This is a genomic window from Nonomuraea thailandensis (genome assembly GCF_024172165.1).
Taxonomy (GTDB): domain Bacteria; phylum Actinomycetota; class Actinomycetes; order Streptosporangiales; family Streptosporangiaceae; genus Nonomuraea; species Nonomuraea thailandensis.
This window is the reverse complement of record NZ_JAMZEB010000002.1, coordinates 2,705,100-2,720,219: the sequence shown is the minus strand read 5'-3', so window position 1 is coordinate 2,720,219 and position 15,120 is coordinate 2,705,100. Positions and strand designations below refer to the sequence as shown.

Genomic DNA, 15,120 nt, shown 5'->3' with positions numbered 1-15,120 from the left:
AGCGAACATGAAAACCATTCCCATTCGTTGGGGTGTGGCTGCCGCCGTGCTGACCCTGGCCACCGCCTGTGGCAGCGGCACGGCGGCCACCACCGCCTCCGCTCCCCCGGCGAGCCGGGTGACGAGTTGCGGGCTCCCCCTGACGATCCAGGCCCCGCCGCGGCGGGCGGTCGCCATGGAGCAGAACGCGGCGGAGATCATGCTGACCCTGGGGCTGGCCGGCCGCATGGCGGGCACCGCCTACCAGACCGACCCGGTGCTGCCCGAGCTGGCCGAGCCCTACGCCGAGGTGCCCGTACTGGCCGAGCATTACCCGGGCCGTGAGGCGCTGCTGGCAGGCAAGCCCGACTTCGTCTACTCCATGCGCGCCTCGGCCTTCGCCCCCGAGGCCGCCGGCTCCCGCCAGGACCTCGCCAGGCTGGGCGTTCCGGCGTACCTGTCCTCCAACGACTGCGAGGACCGGTCGCTCATCCCCGCCACCGCCGAGTTCGAGGCGATCTTCAAGGAGATCGACGACATCGCCACCGTCTTCGGAGTGCGGGAGCGCGGCCAGGCCGTGGTCGCCGACCTGCGGCGCCGGCTGGAGGCGGCCGGGCGCTCGGCGCCGGCGGATCTCGACGCCGACGTCATGTGGTACTACTCCGGCACCGAAACCCCCGCCATCGCCGGCGACACCGGCCTGCCCGGCACGATCACCAGGCTGCTGGGCGCGCGCAACGCGTTCGCCGACGTCGAGCAGCAGTGGCCGGAGGGCAACTGGGAGGAGATCGCCGCCCGCGACCCCGACGTGATCGTGCTGGCGGACCTCACCCGCGGCGGCGACGGCGACAGCGCCGAGGACAAGAAGCGCTTCCTGCGTGAAGACCCCGTCGCCTCCAGGCTCACCGCGGTCAGGAACGACCGCTTCGTCGTCGTCCCCGGCTCCTCCGTGGACCCGTCCATCCGCAGCGTCACCGCCGTCGAGCAGGTCGGCCAGGGCCTGGCCCGCCTGTACAGCGAGAAGGAGAGCTCTTGACCGCCCCCACGACGTCCCTGACCCCGCGCGACCTGCTGGCCCGCTGGGAGGAGCAGCAGAGCGCGTACGTCGCCCACCGCGAGAACCGCTTCGAGGTCATGCTGGACGTCCTGCGCCTGCACTCCCCCGCCGAGCCCACCGTGCTGGACCTGGCGTGCGGGCCCGGCTCGATCGCGGACCGGGTGCTGGCCCGCGTGCCCGGCTCCCGCGTCGTCGCCACCGACTACGACCCCGTGCTGGCCCGGCTCGCCGGCATGGTGCTCGGTGACCGGGCCACCGTGATCGACGCCGACCTGGCCGAGCCCGGCTGGAGCCGGCGCTTCACCGAGTGGCGCTTCGACGCCGTCCTGACCTCGACCGCGCTGCACTGGCTGTCACCGCGGCAGCTTCTCAGCGTGTACACCGAGCTGGCCGCGATCCTGCCGCCCGGCGCGGTCCTGCTCAACGCCGACCATCTGCGCTTCGGGCCCGAGCACCCCACCCTGGCCGAGGTGTCGGCCCGCCACGACGAGCAGGTGCAGCGCGTCGCCTTCACCGCCGGCACGCCGACCTGGGACGAATGGTGGGCCCTGGCCGGGCGGCTGCCCGAGCTCGCCGAGCGGATGCCCGAGCGCGAGCGGCGCTTCGCCGGCCGCCCGCCCCAGCCGCTCGCCCCGCCGGCCTTCCACCTCGCCGCGCTGCGGACGGCCGGCTTCGCCGAGGCGGGCACCGTCTGGCAGTACCTCGACGACTACGTCGTCTTCGCCAGGCGATGAGGACGGCATGCGCGATCGGCGGGGGCGTGCTGCTCCTGGTGGCGTCGATCGCGGCCGCCGCCGTGGTGGGAGCGGCCGGGCTGTCCCCCGCCGACGTGCTGCGGACGGTCGCGGCCCACGCCGGCCTGCCGGTGCGGCCGCTCGCGCCGCTGGACGACGGCATCATCTGGGAGCTGCGCCTGCCCCGGGTGCTGCTGGCCGTGCTGGTGGGAGCGGGCCTGTCGGTGTGCGGGGCCGTGCTGCAGGCGCTGACCCGCAACCCGCTGGCCGACCCGTACCTGCTGGGGATCTCCTCCGGCGCCTCGGCCGGAGCGGTGGCCGTGCTGGTCCTGGGCCTGGGCGCCGGCGCCGCCGCGCTGTCGGCGGGCGCCTTCGGCGGCGCTGTGCTCGCCTTCTGCTGCGTGCTGGCCATGATCGGGCGGCAGTTCGGCAGCACGGTGCGCGTCGTGCTGGCGGGGGTCGTGGTCTCGCAGCTGTTCAGCGCCCTGACGAGCCTGGTCGTGATCTGGGCGGCGGACGCGCAGAGCACCCGCGGGGTCACCTTCTGGCTGCTGGGCTCGCTGGCCTCGGCGAGCTGGGCGAGCGTGGCCCTGTGCGCCGTGGTCGCGGTGGCGGGCGTGATCGCCTGCTGGGCGGCCTCGTCCGCGCTGGACGCGTTCGCCTTCGGCCGTGAGGCCGCCGCGTCGCTGGGCGTCGCCCCGGCCAGGACGGAGCTGGTGCTGTTCTCGGTCACCGCGCTCACCACGGCGGTGCTGGTGGCGGCGAGCGGCGCGATCGGCTTCGTCGGCCTGATCGTCCCGCATGCCGTGCGCGCCCTGACCGGCGGCCGGCACCACGTGCTGCTTCCGGCCTGCGCCCTGTACGGCGGCGTGTTCCTGCTGGCCGCCGACACCGTCGCCCGCACCGCGTTCGCCCCTCGCGAGATCCCCGTCGGCGTGCTGACGGCGCTGATCGGCGTCCCCGCCTTCGCGCTCGTCATGCGGCGGAGAAAGGAGACACCGGCGTGAGCCTGCACGCCCATGACGTCACGTGGACGGCCCAGGGCCGGCCGATCGTCGACGGGGTCACCGTCGAGATCGCCCCCGGCGGCCTGACAGGGCTGCTCGGCCCGAACGGCTCGGGCAAGTCCACCTTCCTGCGGCTGCTCGCCGGGCTGCTGCGCCCGGCGGGCGGCACCGTCCTGCTCGACGGCCACGACCTGGACCGCCTGCCGCGGCGCGACGTCGCCCGCCGCCTGGCGGTGGTCGCCCAGGAGGTCTCCACCGACGCGGAGCTGACCGTCCTGGACGTGGTGCTGCTCGGCCGCATCCCCCATCGCCGCCGCCTGGTGGCCCCGGCGGGCGAGGACGATCTCGAACACGCCCGCCGCGCCCTGCGCCGGTGCGGGGTCGGCGAGCTGGAGCGCCGCCGCTGGCCGACGCTCTCCGGCGGTGAGCGGCAGCGGGTGAACATCGCCCGCGCGCTCGCCCAGGAGCCCGCCGAGCTGCTGCTGGACGAGCCCACCAACCACCTCGACATCGCCCACCAGCTCGCCCTGCTGGACCTGCTCGCCGCGACCCCCGTCACGGTCGTCACCGCCCTGCACGACCTCAACCTCGCCGCCCAGTACTGCGGTCATCTCCTGCTGCTGCACGAGGGGCGGCTCGTCGCCGCAGGGCCTCCGGGACAGGTCCTCACCTCCGAGACGGTGGAGCGGGTCTACCGCGTACGAGCGGAGATCACCCGCTCCGCCGGCGGCCGTCCGAGCCTGCGGTTCCTGAGCCGGGCAGGGGCCGCGGGAGCCGATCGCAGCGGCGCCGCCGCCCGCGCGTGAACCACGGTGATCACCTCCGGGACGGTGAGCGTTGACTTTGTCGCAAGCTATGACGCACCATGTTGCTACAAAACTTGCGACAAAGGAGGAGTCATGACCGATGCCCCATCGCCGGACGCCGACCCGCCGGCGGTCGCGACGGATCTGCGGCTGGCGAGCGCGTGGCTGGCCCGCAACGACCTCGCCCACGCCCGCCCGACCCCGCTGCTGGCCAAGCGGCTGGCGGTCCGGGAAGGCGCCCGCCTCGTCGCCGCGCTCATCACGTGTGCGCTGATCCTCGCGACGGCGCTCACCGCCGTGCCCGTCTTCGACGGCTCCCCGCCGCGGACGCTGCCGCTGCTGGCCCTGGCGGCGCTGATGGCCGCGCTGCTGCTGGCGCAGTCGCTGATCGACCGGTGGGTGCGACGCGTCGACCAGCGGGCGGGCGCGACGCTGTCCCGCAGGGTGGCCCATCCGATCCAGCCCGGCTGGCGGGCCGTGCTCGGCCGTCCGTACGCCGTCCACGCGGCCGCCGTGCTCGCCGGCGCGATCCTGCTGCCCGTGAGCGCCCTGGCCGTCGCGGACGCCACCGTGCGGCAGCTGGCCGTCGTCCTGCTGATCGGCCAGCTCGGCCTGGCGGTCATCAACGCCATGCAGCTGCTCCACCTGCTCAGGCGCCCGGTCGTGGCGGAGGACGAGAGCTCCCTGATCGCCGACGTCATCATGCGCGTCGACGACGCCCGCGAGCTCGCCTCGCCGAGCGTGCAGTCGACGCTGCCGATGGTGCTGCTGTTCGGCACCGCGCCCGGCTGGTGGAGCGCCGCCGCGGTCGCCTACCTGGTGCTGACCCTGCTCGTGTACGTCGTGCTCCGCTTCAGGACCCCGTCGAGCGCGACGGTGGCCCGCCGGATCATGGGCGTGCGATGATCATCATCGACACGACCTCGCCGGTGCCGCCGTTCGAGCAGCTACGGGCCCAGCTCGCGCGGCAGATCCAGGACCGCACGCTGGCCGTGGGCGCCCGGCTGCCGACCATTCGCCACCTCGCGGCCGACCTGGGCCTGGCCGTCAACACGGTCGGCCGGGCCTACCGGGAGCTGGAGGAGGCGGGGCTGATCGAAACGCGGGGGCGGGCGGGCTCGTTCGTCTCCGCCGCCGGGGAGGAGGGCCGCGAGCGGGCCCGCCGGGCCGCCGCCGACTACGCGGCTGTGATCGCCAGCGTCGGCATCGACGCGGGCGAGGCTATCCGCATCGTACAGGCGGCCCTGGCCTCCGGCGGGGCAGCACCCGCCCCGTCGTGAACGCGACCCGGCGGGCGCGACGGCCCGGCGCCGTGGAGCCGCGCGCCGACCGGCCTCTTCCGCGCCACAGCCCATCTGCGCGGGCGCTGCCTCGCCGGCCGTCAGCGCCTGCTCGTACGAAGAGAGCGCCCGGATGGTGCGTCATGTCGCCGTCCGGTCGGCTGTGTCCGACGGCGAGGCCGCCTCGCCGGAGGTGTGGCGCCTGACCGGCCACGAGCGGGGATGCCCGACGCGCTGCCAGCTCAAGGGGGCGCCCACGGCCACGCACGCGATCCCGGCCCACGGCAGGATGATCCGCGGAGCCTGGCCCTCGATGCCGCCCCCGATGGAGAAGAGCTCGTAGCCGAGGAGCAGGAACATCACGCCGAGGCAGGCTCCCGCCATCCGGTGGATCGTGGTGGCGCGCAGGGCGTCGTCGAGCATCGGCTGCGACTCGGGTCCCGCGGGCCTGCGCCGGTGCGCGACGAACCAGAGCGATGCCTCCATCACCACCAGCACGGCCGCCGCCGTCACCGCCGGCGCGGGCCCGAACTCGAACCCGTCGCGGATCTGGCCGGCGAGGAACCAGTGCCCGGCCACACCCACAACGATCGTGGCCAGTCCGACGACGCGGATGAGGATCAGTGCCGGACGTCCCAGGTAATCGCCCGCCCGCCCGGGCACGGGGGCGGCCACCCCCTGGCTGCCCGGACGGGGCCAGGTCACCTCGGCCAGCAGCGCCCCGAGCAGGTACCCCACCAGCCAGGACGGCGCACCCAGCAGGTCGAACGGGAAGGGCGGGGACGGCTGGGTGTAGGCCAGCGCCCAGACGATGCTCGTCGTGCCTCCCGCGAGGAGCGGGATGACGAACCCGACGGTGCGCAGGCACCGGCTGCGGTGGAGGTAACGGCTCGCCTGGTCCCAGTCGAGGCCGGCGGCGGGCAGGCCATGGCCGGCGGCCCACTCGACTACCTCGGGGCGGCGCTGGGGGCGGAAGGCCCGGTACAGCAGCAGCGCCACGACGGCCAGGTAGATCGCGATCCCCAGACTCCAGCCGACCATGGCCACCTCGCCTGCCGATGATGCAGCACATTAGCGCGCGACCCGGGAAGGTCGGGGGCGTCGAGCCGGTGACATCCATGAGCCGTCCGGGGATACGTCCGGTCTCACGACGGAAGGTCAAGACGCAGTGGCTCGTTGATTCTCAGCTGCTCGTCGAGAACAGCGACGAGGCTGCCGGTCAGGCCGGGGGCGATGCCGGGAGCCCACGGCCGAACGAGCTCGAGAAAGCCGCTGAGCTGCTGTTGTGCTGAGACGAGCAGCCTCTGCAGCTCGCTGACGGTGAATTCGACGGGCTGGACGGAGGAGCCGCCCCGGTCGTCCTGCCGGAGCCGGATGGTCCGGCCCTGGCGTTCGACCTGGGGTGTCGGGCCGTGCCCGAGCCAGGTTTCCCGGCCGAGGGCCACGTCCCACCAGTCGCGCCAGTTCTCCAGCCCGAAGCAGCAACCGGGCGCGACCTCGACGCCCGTGGCGGTGTCACGGAACCGCAGCCCGCCTGGCGCGGTCACTGCTCCGGTGTCGGCGAGGTGCTGTTCCAGGTGGGCCCGGGTCAGGCCGGCGACAGCCTCGACGGGGAGAGCGTTGTAGCTGAAGATGACGGCCATCGCGGTGCCGACTTCGGACGGGGACAGCTGGCCGCAGAGCGCGAGAAGCCGATCGCCGGACGGCCCGGCGATCGGCCAGGCCGTGAAGTCCACCGCGTCGTAGGTCTCCAGGACGACATCGACAATGACCATGCCGACCAGTATCGGGCTGCCGGTCGGCGCTTGTGGCGCGAGGGCCCCGAGGGTCCCGTTCACTCGAGGTTGTCGCGCTGCGTTCGAAGAAGTCTCGGCTCTTCCGACAACCCGATGGGCAGCTGACGAACGCCTGCGCCGATCGCCGTCGAGAGGTCTCAGGGCTGGAGGTTCTCCAGGTCCTGGAGAAGGCTGGGGTGCGTGGGCCGCCAGCCGAGGGTCTGGCGGGTGTGGGCGCTGGAAGACGGCTGGTCCATGGCGAAGATCGGGCCGAACGGGCCGAAGCTCTCCTGTGGCACCGTCTCGACCGGCAGGCCGAGTCGCCGGCCGATGACGGTCGCGAGGTCTCGTACGGCGTCGCCCTCGTCGGCGACGGCGTGCCAGGCCGTCCCGGGGGGTGCCGACTCCAGGGCCAGCCGGAACAGGACCGCCGCGTCGAGGGCGTGCACGGCCGGCCAGCGCTGGGTGCCGTCGCCGGGGTAGCCGGACACGCCGGTGCGGCGCGCGTGCTCCGTCAGCAGGCCGGCGAAACCGCCCCTGCCCTCGTTGTGCACCGTGCGCGGCATGCGTACGGCCACACTGCGCACGCCGCGTGAGGCCAGATCCAGCAGGGCGTTGACCGAACGGCCGCGACCGCCCACCGGTCCCTGGACCGGCGCCGGGTCGGCCTCGGTGGAGGGGCGGCCCGGCACCCAGGGGGTGCCCGAGACCGTGACGATCGGGCGGTCGCTGCCGAGCAGTTCCTCGCCCAGAGCGGCGAGAGCGGCGCCCTCCTCGGCGATCGACCGCGCGACGGCCTCGTCGGTGCTGTAGTCGCTGCCGAACGCCAGGCTGATCACGCCACCGGACCGCGCGGCGCCCGCCCGCAGGACGTCGAGGTCGGCCAGCTGCCCGCGCAGCACCTGGGCGCCGGCGTCGGTGAGGGTTTGCGCGGACCTGTCGGAGCGGGCCAGCGCGAGAACGGTGTGACCGTTGTTGAGCAGTTCGGCGACGACGGCGGAGCCGATGGTGCCGGTGCCGCCGGTGACGAAGACATGCATGCGACTCTCCAAAGTGATGGGACTTTTGTCCCGTCACTCTACACGCCGACGGGACACCTGTCCCATCACCTAGGATGGCGTTCATGGCCCGATGGCAACCGGAGACGACCCAGCGACTCGTCGTCGCGGCCGTCGACCTGTTCACCGAGCAGGGATACGACGCCACGACGGTGGCGCAGATCGCCGAGCGCGCCGGCGTCACCAAGAGCACCTTCTTCCGGCACTTCTCCGACAAGCGTGAGCTGCTGGTCGCCGGCCAGGAGACCCTGAGCCGGTTGCTCGCCGAAGGCATCGCCGAGGCGCCCCCGGACGCCGGCCCGCTCGACGCGGTCGCCGCCGGCCTCGAACGCGCCTCCAGCGCCATGGGCCCCGCGAACCGCGAGCTCGGCCCCCGCCTGAGAGCAGCCGTGGCGGCCAGCACCGAGCTCCAGGAGCGCGACGCGCTCAAGAGCGTCGGTCTCGCGGCCGCGATGACCGCCGCGCTCATCGCCCGCGGCGTCCAGGACCCGACTGCCCATCTCGCGGCCGAGCTGGGAGTCCTGGCCTTCAAGCGGGGTTACGCCGAGTGGTCAGAAGGGGATCGCGACGACGCGCGGGGGCTCGCGCACCATGCGCTGGCCGCCCTGCGGGAGCTGCGCGCGGCGGCGGCGTCACTGGGCTGATCGCCCCCGCGCCGGCCGGAGACAAGAAAAGGTGCTGTCGGCCTGCCCGCGCCTGTGCGCTCCGCCCGCACCGCGCCCGCGCCTGTGTGCTCCGCCCGCACCGCGTCGCCCGCACCGCGCCGCCGGCGGCTGCACGGTCGCGGCCGGTACGGCGGTTGCTATACGATCTGGTGCAGCGACAACGGTTCGCTCACGGAGATCGAAGGAGGTGAGTTGATGACTGTCGCGGAGACCACCGCTGTGCGCGGTGCCCGGATCATCCTCACTTCCCGGGCCTCTGCCTGACCTTCGCCTGCCCTTCTCCCTGATGGGAGCAGCTTCGGCACGCCTGCTGTCCGGCGGGGTCCCCTTTCAAGGGTCTCCACGTTGTCTCATCGACTCGCTTCACATCAGCCTGCTCCCTCTTCTCCTGCGCGCGTCCTGACTCCGGCCGGCTACGGCCCGTGCGACGCCGTCGCCGAGATCGGGCCCCGGCACATCACGCGCCTGCGACGCGCCATCAACCGCTCTTCCCACCGCAAGGCATGACGGAAAGGAATCTGGTCATGGACCTTCCCCGCATCTTCACCATCCGCGAAAGCAGCCACCGCATCCACAACCCGCTGACCGCGGCCAAGTTCGCCACCCTGGGCGAAGCGCTCCACCTCGCCCCCGGGACGCGGGTGCTCGACCTGGCCAGCGGCTCGGGCGAGATGCTGTGCACCTGGGCGCGTGACCACGGGATCACGGGCACCGGGGTGGACATCAGCACGGCCTTCACCGAGCGGGCCCGGGCCCGCGCCGCCGAGCTCGGCGTCGCCGACAGGGTCGAGTTCGTCCACGGCGACGCCTCGGGCCATGTCGCGGACCAGCCGGTCGAGCTGGCCGCCTGTGTCGGCGCGACGTGGATCGGGAACGGTGTCGCCGGAACGACCGAGCTGCTCAGCCGCAGCCTCCTTCCTGGAGGGCTGATGCTGATCGGCGAGCCGTACTGGCGGCGGACTCCTCAGGACGAGGAGACCGCCAAGGCCTGCCACGCCACCGGCATCTCCGATTTCCTGCTGCTGCCGGAGCTGATCGAGCAGTTCCAGGATCTCGGGTACGACGTCGTGGAGATGGTGCTCTCCGACCAGGACAGCTGGGACCGGTACGCCGCGGCCCAGTGGCTCAACCTGCGCCGCTGGCTCGACCGGAACCCTGACGACGAGCTGGCCCCCGAGGTACGGGAGGAGCTCACCCACGAGCCCGCCCGCTACGCGCGCTTCACGCGTGAGTATCTCGGCTGGGGAGTCTTCGCCCTGATGAAGCGCTGATGGAGCGCTATGGAGCGCTGACGGAGCACTGATGAAGCGCCGCTGAAGCGCCGATGAAGCGCTGACGCCCCGTCCCGTGCGGGGGCTCCGGGCGTCGCACCGTCCGGGCCCCGCACGGGACCTGTCGTCACCCGCGGCGGAGCGCCGGCGGCTTGGGCGCGCCGGCGCCCGCCCGTTTCGACGGCGTCCATCGGTCACTCCCGCGCGCGCAGGCCGGCGTAGACCTTCGTGGCGTTGCCCCCCAGAACGGCCGCGGCCACCTCCTCCGGCAGCAGCCCGGCGACGGCGCGGGCGTTGGCGGCGATGCCGGGAACGCCAGGCCAGTCGGTGCCGAAGATCCACTTGCGGGCGAGGCGGGTGAGGTCGTGGCGGGCGTAGTACTCGGGCAGCCGTTTGGGCGGCAGGCCGGACAGCTCCAGCCAGACGGTGTCCTGGGACAGGGCCAGGAAGGCGGCGGCGTCGTACCACCAGCCGCGCCCGCCGTGGGCGAGCACGACGTCGAGCCCGGGGAAGTCCCGGATGACCGGGATGAGGAAGGCCGGGTCGGCGTTCTCGTTGGCCGAGCCGGGGAAGGAGCTCGTGCCGCAGTGGACGACGAGCGGCACTCCGCGTTCTTCGAGCACGTGGTAGGCCGGGTAGAGGGCGGCGTCGTCGCAGCGGAAGCCGCCGTGCACGGGGTGCAGCTTGAGCGCGGCAGCGCCGAGGCCGAGCTGGCGCCGCACCTCGGCGGCGATGGGGAAGTGCAGGTGGGGGTTGACGTTGGCGACGGGGCGGAAGCGGGACGGGTTGTGCTCGACGATCGGCAGCAGGTCCTCGAACGCCTGCGTGCCGGTGGCCTTGGGGCTGTACTCGCAGAACAGCAGCGCGACGTCCACGCCCTGGGCGGCGAAGAGCTCGTCCAGGCGGGACGGGCGCGGCCTGCCGCCTGAGTCCCAGACGTCCTCCAGGAGGCCGTCCTGGCCGAAGCCGCGGGCCCAGCTCAGCCAGGCGGGCTTGAGGGTGCCGAGCAGGGGGACGTGGACGTGCGCGTCGATGAGCGGGAGGCCGTCGATCATGGTTCGTCCGTGAACGGGTGCCCGGTCCCGGGCGGGGCGCCGGCGTCGAACGGGGTCATGCTCACACCCGCCCGAGGTCGAAGTCGCCCTTGCGGCCGGTGCCGTAGCGGCGCAGCGCGCCGTCGGGGCCGGAGGCGTTGGGCCGGATGAAGATCCAGTTCTGCCAGGCGGTGAGCCGGCCGAAGATCTTCGTCTCCAGGGTCTCGGGGCCGGCGAATCGGTGGTTGGCCTCCATGCCGGTCAGCGCGTCGGGCGAGAGCGAGGCGCGTTCCTCGAAGGCGATGCGCAGCTCCTCCTCGAAGTCGATGTCGTCCAGGGCCACGGTGACCAGGCCGAGCTCGGTGGCGGCGGCGGCGTCCAGCGGCTCGCCCAGCCGGGCCCGTACGGCGTCCAGGTCGGCGTCGTTGCCCCAGAAGCGCGACCGCAGGCGGGACAGGCCGTTGCCCATCGGGTAGTCGCCGTCGTTGGCGGGCGTCAGCACGAGAGTGGCGGGGGTGGCGTCGTCGTCGCGGTCCTCGTAGACGCCCTCCAGCATGTACTGCCGGTCGGCGGCCAGCGCCAGCTCGGCCAGCAGCCCCGCGAAGGCGCTGCCCGGCTCGATGACGGCGATGAGGCTGCGGCTGGTGACGTCGAGGCGCTTGAGCGTGCGCTTGTAGTAGAGGCGCACCTCGTTGACGAACCAGTCGTCCGTGGTGTGGAGCTGGTCGTCGTAGGCCAGCACCCGGTCGTGGTCGCCGGCGGCGCGCAGCACCCAGATGCCGAGGTCCGGTTCGTTGGTCCGCAGGTGGAGGACGAGGTCGTCCAGCGCCCTGGTCATGGCCAGGGGCCAGTAGGCGGCGCCCTGGGCGGAGGGGCCGGCGGGCGGGGCGTCGTGCGGGCCGGACACCGTGATCTCGGCCCTGCGGTTCGCCCGGTCGAGCAGGGCGGACACGTACGGGTAGGTGATGGTGTCACCCTCGTCCTTGCGGTCGAGCGGCGTCAGCGCGACGCCTTCGGCGTCCGAGGGGCGCCGGGACCTGCGCACCGCCTCGCCGGCGCGCCTGGCGATCTCCTCGCCGAACGCGTTGCGCGTGACGGCGGCGTCGACCAGGCCCCATGCCAGCGCGGTCTTCCCGCGGAACCCCTCGGGCCTGGTGGCGAACAGGTCGGCGCGGTCCTTGCGCACGTGCCGCTTCTCGACGACGCGGGTCAGCCCGCCGGTGCCGGGCAGCACGCCGAGCAGCGGCACCTCGGGCAGGGAGACGGCCGAGGAGCCGTCGTCGACCAGGACGATCTGGTCGCAGGCCAGCGCCAGCTCGTAGCCGCCGCCCGCGGCGGTGCCGTTGAGTGCGGCGATCCAGGTCTGGCCGGAGTGCTCGGTGGCGTCCTCGATGCCGTTGCGGGTCTCGTTGGTGAACTTGCAGAAGTTCACCTTCCAGGCGTGCGAGGACTGGGCGAGCATGCGGATGTTGGCCCCGGCGCAGAACATCCGGTCCAGGCCGCCGGTCAGCACGACCGCTGCGACCTCGGGATGCTCGAAGCGCAGCCGCTGGACGAGGTCGTACAGCTCGATGTCCACGCCGAGGTCGTAGGAGTTCATCTTCAGCTCGTAGCCGGGGACCAGCCCGCCCTGCTCGTCCACGCGCAGCGTGACGGTGGCCACCGCGCCGTCCACCGTGAGCGTCCAGTGACGGTAGCGGTCCGGCGAGGTGGCGAAGCGGACCATCGGCGGGGTCTCGGCGGTGACAGTCAATGCGTGCTCCGGAGGTTCGGGGCCTTCACCCCTAATATTCGACTTGATATATAAGCAGCGTCAATGGTTTGTAGAATGTGCGGGCCGGGTCCTGGTTACAGGCAGGCAGGCCTGACCTGAGAGAATGCGCGTCACGGCGATGTCGAACGAGGGAGGGAGCGGTGGCCCCGAGCGAGCCGCGCACGCCTGACGGCGGCCGGCCGGCCGTGCCCGCGGAACGCCCGCAGGACCGGACGTCCGCCAGCGCCCGGTCGCTGCTGCTGACCGTTCTCGGGGAGTTCGTCATGCCCCGCCGTGGCGAGATGTGGACCGGCAGCCTGGTCGAGGCCCTCTCGTCCCTCGGGGTGGAGGAGAAGTCCGCCCGCCAGGCCCTGTCCCGCACCGCCGCCGAGGGCCTGTTGCAGTCCGAACGGCACGGCCGCAAGGTGCGGTGGAAGCTGACGGAGGCCGGCGACCGCCTGCTGCACGAGGGCGCCGAGCGCATCTACGCCTTCATGCGCCGCTCCCGCACCTGGGACGGGCGCTGGCTGGTGCTCACCGCGGGCGTGCCGGAGACCCAGCGCCAGCTCAGGCACCGGTTGCGCACCAAGCTCACCTGGCTCGGGCTCGGCTCGCCGGCTCCGGGGCTGTGGGTGGTGCCCGACGCCTCCAAGGAGGCCGAGGTGCGCGAGATCGTCCGCGAGCTCGACCTGGCCGACCGGGCCTACGCCTGGACGGGGCCGTCGGCGGGCATCGGCGACACCAGCAAGATCATCACGGCGGCGTGGGACCTCGACGACGTCGAGAAGCGCTACGTGGCCTTCATCGAACGTTTCGAAGGCCTCCCGGTCTCCTCCGATCGGGAGGCGTTCGTCAACCAGGTGCTGCTCATCCAGGAGTGGCGGCGCTTCCCGTTCGTCGATCCCGACCTGCCCGCCGAGCTGCTCGACCACGCCTGGCCGGGCCCCCGCGCGGCGGCCGTCTTCCACGACCTGCACAACCGGTGGCACCGGCGGGCCCAGGCCGAGTGGGGCCGGATGGAGCAGGACGCCGCCACGCGTCACTAGAGCAGCCCTTCCTCGGCCAGGTGCACGTAGTCGAACTCGACCGGCTGGTCGTTGATGCCGGTCTTGGGCGGGGCGATCCAGCCGGCGAACCTGCCGTACTCGTACTCGGGGATCATCAGCGAGGCGACCTTCTCGCGGTCCTCGGCCGTGGGCAGCCATTCGGCGGCCCGGGCGTGCCAGGCGGCCTCGTCGAGGACCTCGCCGTGCGGGGTGACGTGGTGGCCGGCGTAGACGCCGACCTTGCGGTTGAAGCCCTCGTGCGGCAGATAGAGGCGCTCGGACAGGCCGGCGTTCTTCAGGGCCTGGTTCCAGCGGCGCACGCCGTGGGCGCAGTCGGCGGCGTACTCGTCGCGCAGGTCGAGGTTGAGCGCGCTGAGCATGGGCACCGTCCTGGTCCTGATCCGCCCGTTCTCGACGTGGCTCAGCTCGCGGGTGTCCTCCAGCAGCACGTGGTCGTCCTTGCGGCGGGTCTCCATCCAGCGGCCCTTGAGACCTGAGGTGTAGTAGTTGCCGGCGTTGGTGGACTGCTCGGAGCCGAACAGGTCCATCGAGACGGAGAACTGGAAGTTCAGGTACCTCTGGATGATGTCCAGGGGGATGCCGCCGTGCGGGAGGATGTCGGCGGTGCCGTGCTCCCTCATGAGCTCGGCCGTGCGCTCCAGGGTGCGCTGCACGCCGGTGGTGCCCACGAACATGTGGTGGGCCTCCTCCTTGAGCATGAACTGGCAGGTGCGCGCGAGCGGGTCGAACGCCGACTCCTTCAGGGTGCCGAGCTGGTACTTGCCGTCGCGGTCGGTGAAGTAGGTGAACATGAAGAACTGCAGCCAGTCGGTGGTCTCCTCGTTGAACGCGCCGAGGATGCGGGGCGCGTCGAGGTCGCCGGAGTTGCGCTGGAGGAGCTGCTCGGCCTCCTCCCGGCCCTCCCTGCCGAAGTAGGCGTGCAGGAGGTAGACCATGGCCCACAGGTGGCGGCCCTCTTCGACGTTGACCTGGAAGAGGTTGCGCAGGTCGTAGATGCTGGGCGCGGTGTTGCCGAGGGCGCGCTGCTGCTCGACCGAGGCCGGCTCGGTGTCGCCCTGGATGACGATCAGCCGCATCAGGTCGGCGCGGTGCTCGCCGGGCACCTCCTGCCAGGCGGGCTCGCCCTTGTGCTTGCCGAAGCCCACCTTGCGGGCCGGGTCGCGCTCGGCCAGGAAGATGCCCCAGCGGTACTCCTCCATCGGGACGTGCTCGAAGTGCGCCCACCCGTCACGGCCGACGGCGACGGCGGTGCGCAGGTAGACGTCCTTGGTCGGCAGGGCCGGGCCGAGCGTCTTCCACCAGTCCAGGAACTTCGGCTGCCAGCTCTCCAGCGCGCGCTGCAGGCGGCGGTCACCGGCGAGATCGACGTTGTTCGGGATGCGCTCGCTGTAGTCGACGCGGCTCAGCGGGCCGGTGGGGGCGGGCGCCGCGCCCGTACGGGGGTCAGCGGTCATGGCTACTCCTTGCCGATGAAGGGTCCACCTCCCTCCAAAATGCCACATTCTCATTGCGACACATAAGTCAGGTGTAGCAAATAACTGAAACCGGCAGGTCAGGGCCGTCGTCACCGGCTCGAAGATCTCGATTGATTACACGCTATTGACGCCACAACACACATCTGTAGATTCTGGGCC

At 72.5% G+C, this 15,120-nt stretch carries 15 protein-coding genes; 9 read left to right on the top strand and 6 right to left on the bottom strand.

Going from position 1 to position 15,120, the window contains the following annotated elements:
• The first annotated feature begins 7 nt into the window (after window positions 1–7).
• The 6 genes from HD597_RS16495 (at window position 8) to HD597_RS16470 (ending at window position 4,863) form a co-directional block, all read left to right on the top strand.
• Window positions 8–1,015 (top strand): ABC transporter substrate-binding protein, encoded by a 1,008-nt coding sequence (locus HD597_RS16495; RefSeq protein WP_253743144.1) that lies wholly within the window; start codon window positions 8–10, stop codon window positions 1,013–1,015.
• Complete coding sequence (locus HD597_RS16490) at window positions 1,012–1,770, top strand: class I SAM-dependent methyltransferase (protein WP_253743142.1); 759 nt, start codon at window positions 1,012–1,014, stop codon at window positions 1,768–1,770. The genes HD597_RS16495 and HD597_RS16490 overlap by 4 nt, the downstream gene beginning before the upstream one ends.
• The gene (locus tag HD597_RS16485) at window positions 1,767–2,777 is read left to right on the top strand and encodes a FecCD family ABC transporter permease (RefSeq protein WP_253743139.1); all 1,011 of its coding nucleotides are present in this window, start codon (window positions 1,767–1,769) and stop codon (window positions 2,775–2,777) included. Before HD597_RS16490 ends, HD597_RS16485 begins: the two co-directional genes overlap by 4 nt.
• A complete protein-coding gene (locus tag HD597_RS16480) occupies window positions 2,774–3,583 on the top strand; it encodes an ABC transporter ATP-binding protein (RefSeq protein WP_253743137.1) in 810 nt (269 codons plus the stop codon). The genes HD597_RS16485 and HD597_RS16480 overlap by 4 nt, the downstream gene beginning before the upstream one ends.
• 93 nt (window positions 3,584–3,676) lie before the next feature.
• Window positions 3,677–4,489 (top strand): hypothetical protein, encoded by an 813-nt coding sequence (locus tag HD597_RS16475; RefSeq protein WP_253743136.1) that lies wholly within the window; start codon window positions 3,677–3,679, stop codon window positions 4,487–4,489.
• Window positions 4,486–4,863 (top strand): GntR family transcriptional regulator, encoded by a 378-nt coding sequence (locus tag HD597_RS16470; RefSeq protein WP_253743134.1) that lies wholly within the window; start codon window positions 4,486–4,488, stop codon window positions 4,861–4,863. The genes HD597_RS16475 and HD597_RS16470 overlap by 4 nt, the downstream gene beginning before the upstream one ends.
• A 141-nt stretch (window positions 4,864–5,004) precedes the next feature.
• On the opposite strand, the gene HD597_RS16465 is transcribed toward HD597_RS16470, so the two are convergent.
• The 3 genes from HD597_RS16465 to HD597_RS16455 all read right to left on the bottom strand — a co-directional run bounded on the left by HD597_RS16465 (window position 5,005) and on the right by HD597_RS16455 (window position 7,678).
• Window positions 5,005–5,904 carry a hypothetical protein gene (locus HD597_RS16465; RefSeq protein ID WP_253743131.1) on the bottom strand — a complete coding sequence of 300 codons (900 nt, stop codon included), beginning with the start codon at window positions 5,902–5,904 and terminating at the stop codon, window positions 5,005–5,007.
• A gap of 104 nt (window positions 5,905–6,008) precedes the next feature.
• Window positions 6,009–6,701, bottom strand: coding sequence for a hypothetical protein (locus HD597_RS16460; protein WP_253743129.1), 693 nt, complete (start codon window positions 6,699–6,701; stop codon window positions 6,009–6,011).
• 95 nt (window positions 6,702–6,796) lie between these two features.
• On the bottom strand, window positions 6,797–7,678 hold the full coding sequence (locus tag HD597_RS16455) for an SDR family oxidoreductase (protein WP_253743126.1): 882 nt from the start codon (window positions 7,676–7,678) through the stop codon (window positions 6,797–6,799).
• Window positions 7,679–7,761: 83 nt separating this feature from the next.
• On the opposite strand from HD597_RS16455, the gene HD597_RS16450 reads away from it, so the two are divergent.
• Together HD597_RS16450 and HD597_RS16445 are read left to right on the top strand one after the other, a co-directional pair.
• The gene (locus HD597_RS16450; RefSeq protein WP_253743124.1) at window positions 7,762–8,340 is read left to right on the top strand and encodes a TetR/AcrR family transcriptional regulator; all 579 of its coding nucleotides are present in this window, start codon (window positions 7,762–7,764) and stop codon (window positions 8,338–8,340) included.
• A 545-nt stretch (window positions 8,341–8,885) separates the two neighbouring features.
• Window positions 8,886–9,632 (top strand): SAM-dependent methyltransferase, encoded by a 747-nt coding sequence (locus HD597_RS16445; protein WP_253743123.1) that lies wholly within the window; start codon window positions 8,886–8,888, stop codon window positions 9,630–9,632.
• Window positions 9,633–9,826: 194 nt separating this feature from the next.
• Here HD597_RS16445 and HD597_RS16440 read toward each other — a convergent pair whose 3' ends face one another.
• Entirely contained in the window at window positions 9,827–10,687 is an 861-nt protein-coding gene (locus tag HD597_RS16440; RefSeq protein ID WP_253743121.1) for an amidohydrolase family protein, read from the bottom strand.
• Window positions 10,688–10,748: 61 nt separating this feature from the next.
• Window positions 10,749–12,419, bottom strand: coding sequence for a 2,3-epoxybenzoyl-CoA dihydrolase (boxC, locus tag HD597_RS16435; protein ID WP_253743119.1), 1,671 nt, complete (start codon window positions 12,417–12,419; stop codon window positions 10,749–10,751).
• Window positions 12,420–12,580: 161 nt separating this feature from the next.
• Here boxC and HD597_RS16430 point away from each other — a divergent pair, with 161 nt between their 5' ends.
• Window positions 12,581–13,465: a PaaX family transcriptional regulator gene (locus HD597_RS16430; RefSeq protein ID WP_253743117.1), complete on the top strand. Its 885-nt coding sequence runs from the start codon at window positions 12,581–12,583 to the stop codon at window positions 13,463–13,465.
• On the opposite strand, the gene boxB is transcribed toward HD597_RS16430, so the two are convergent.
• Complete coding sequence (gene boxB / locus HD597_RS16425) at window positions 13,462–14,940, bottom strand: benzoyl-CoA 2,3-epoxidase subunit BoxB (protein WP_253743116.1); 1,479 nt, start codon at window positions 14,938–14,940, stop codon at window positions 13,462–13,464. The genes HD597_RS16430 and boxB overlap by 4 nt on opposite strands.
• Between the last annotated feature and the right edge of the window lie 180 nt (window positions 14,941–15,120).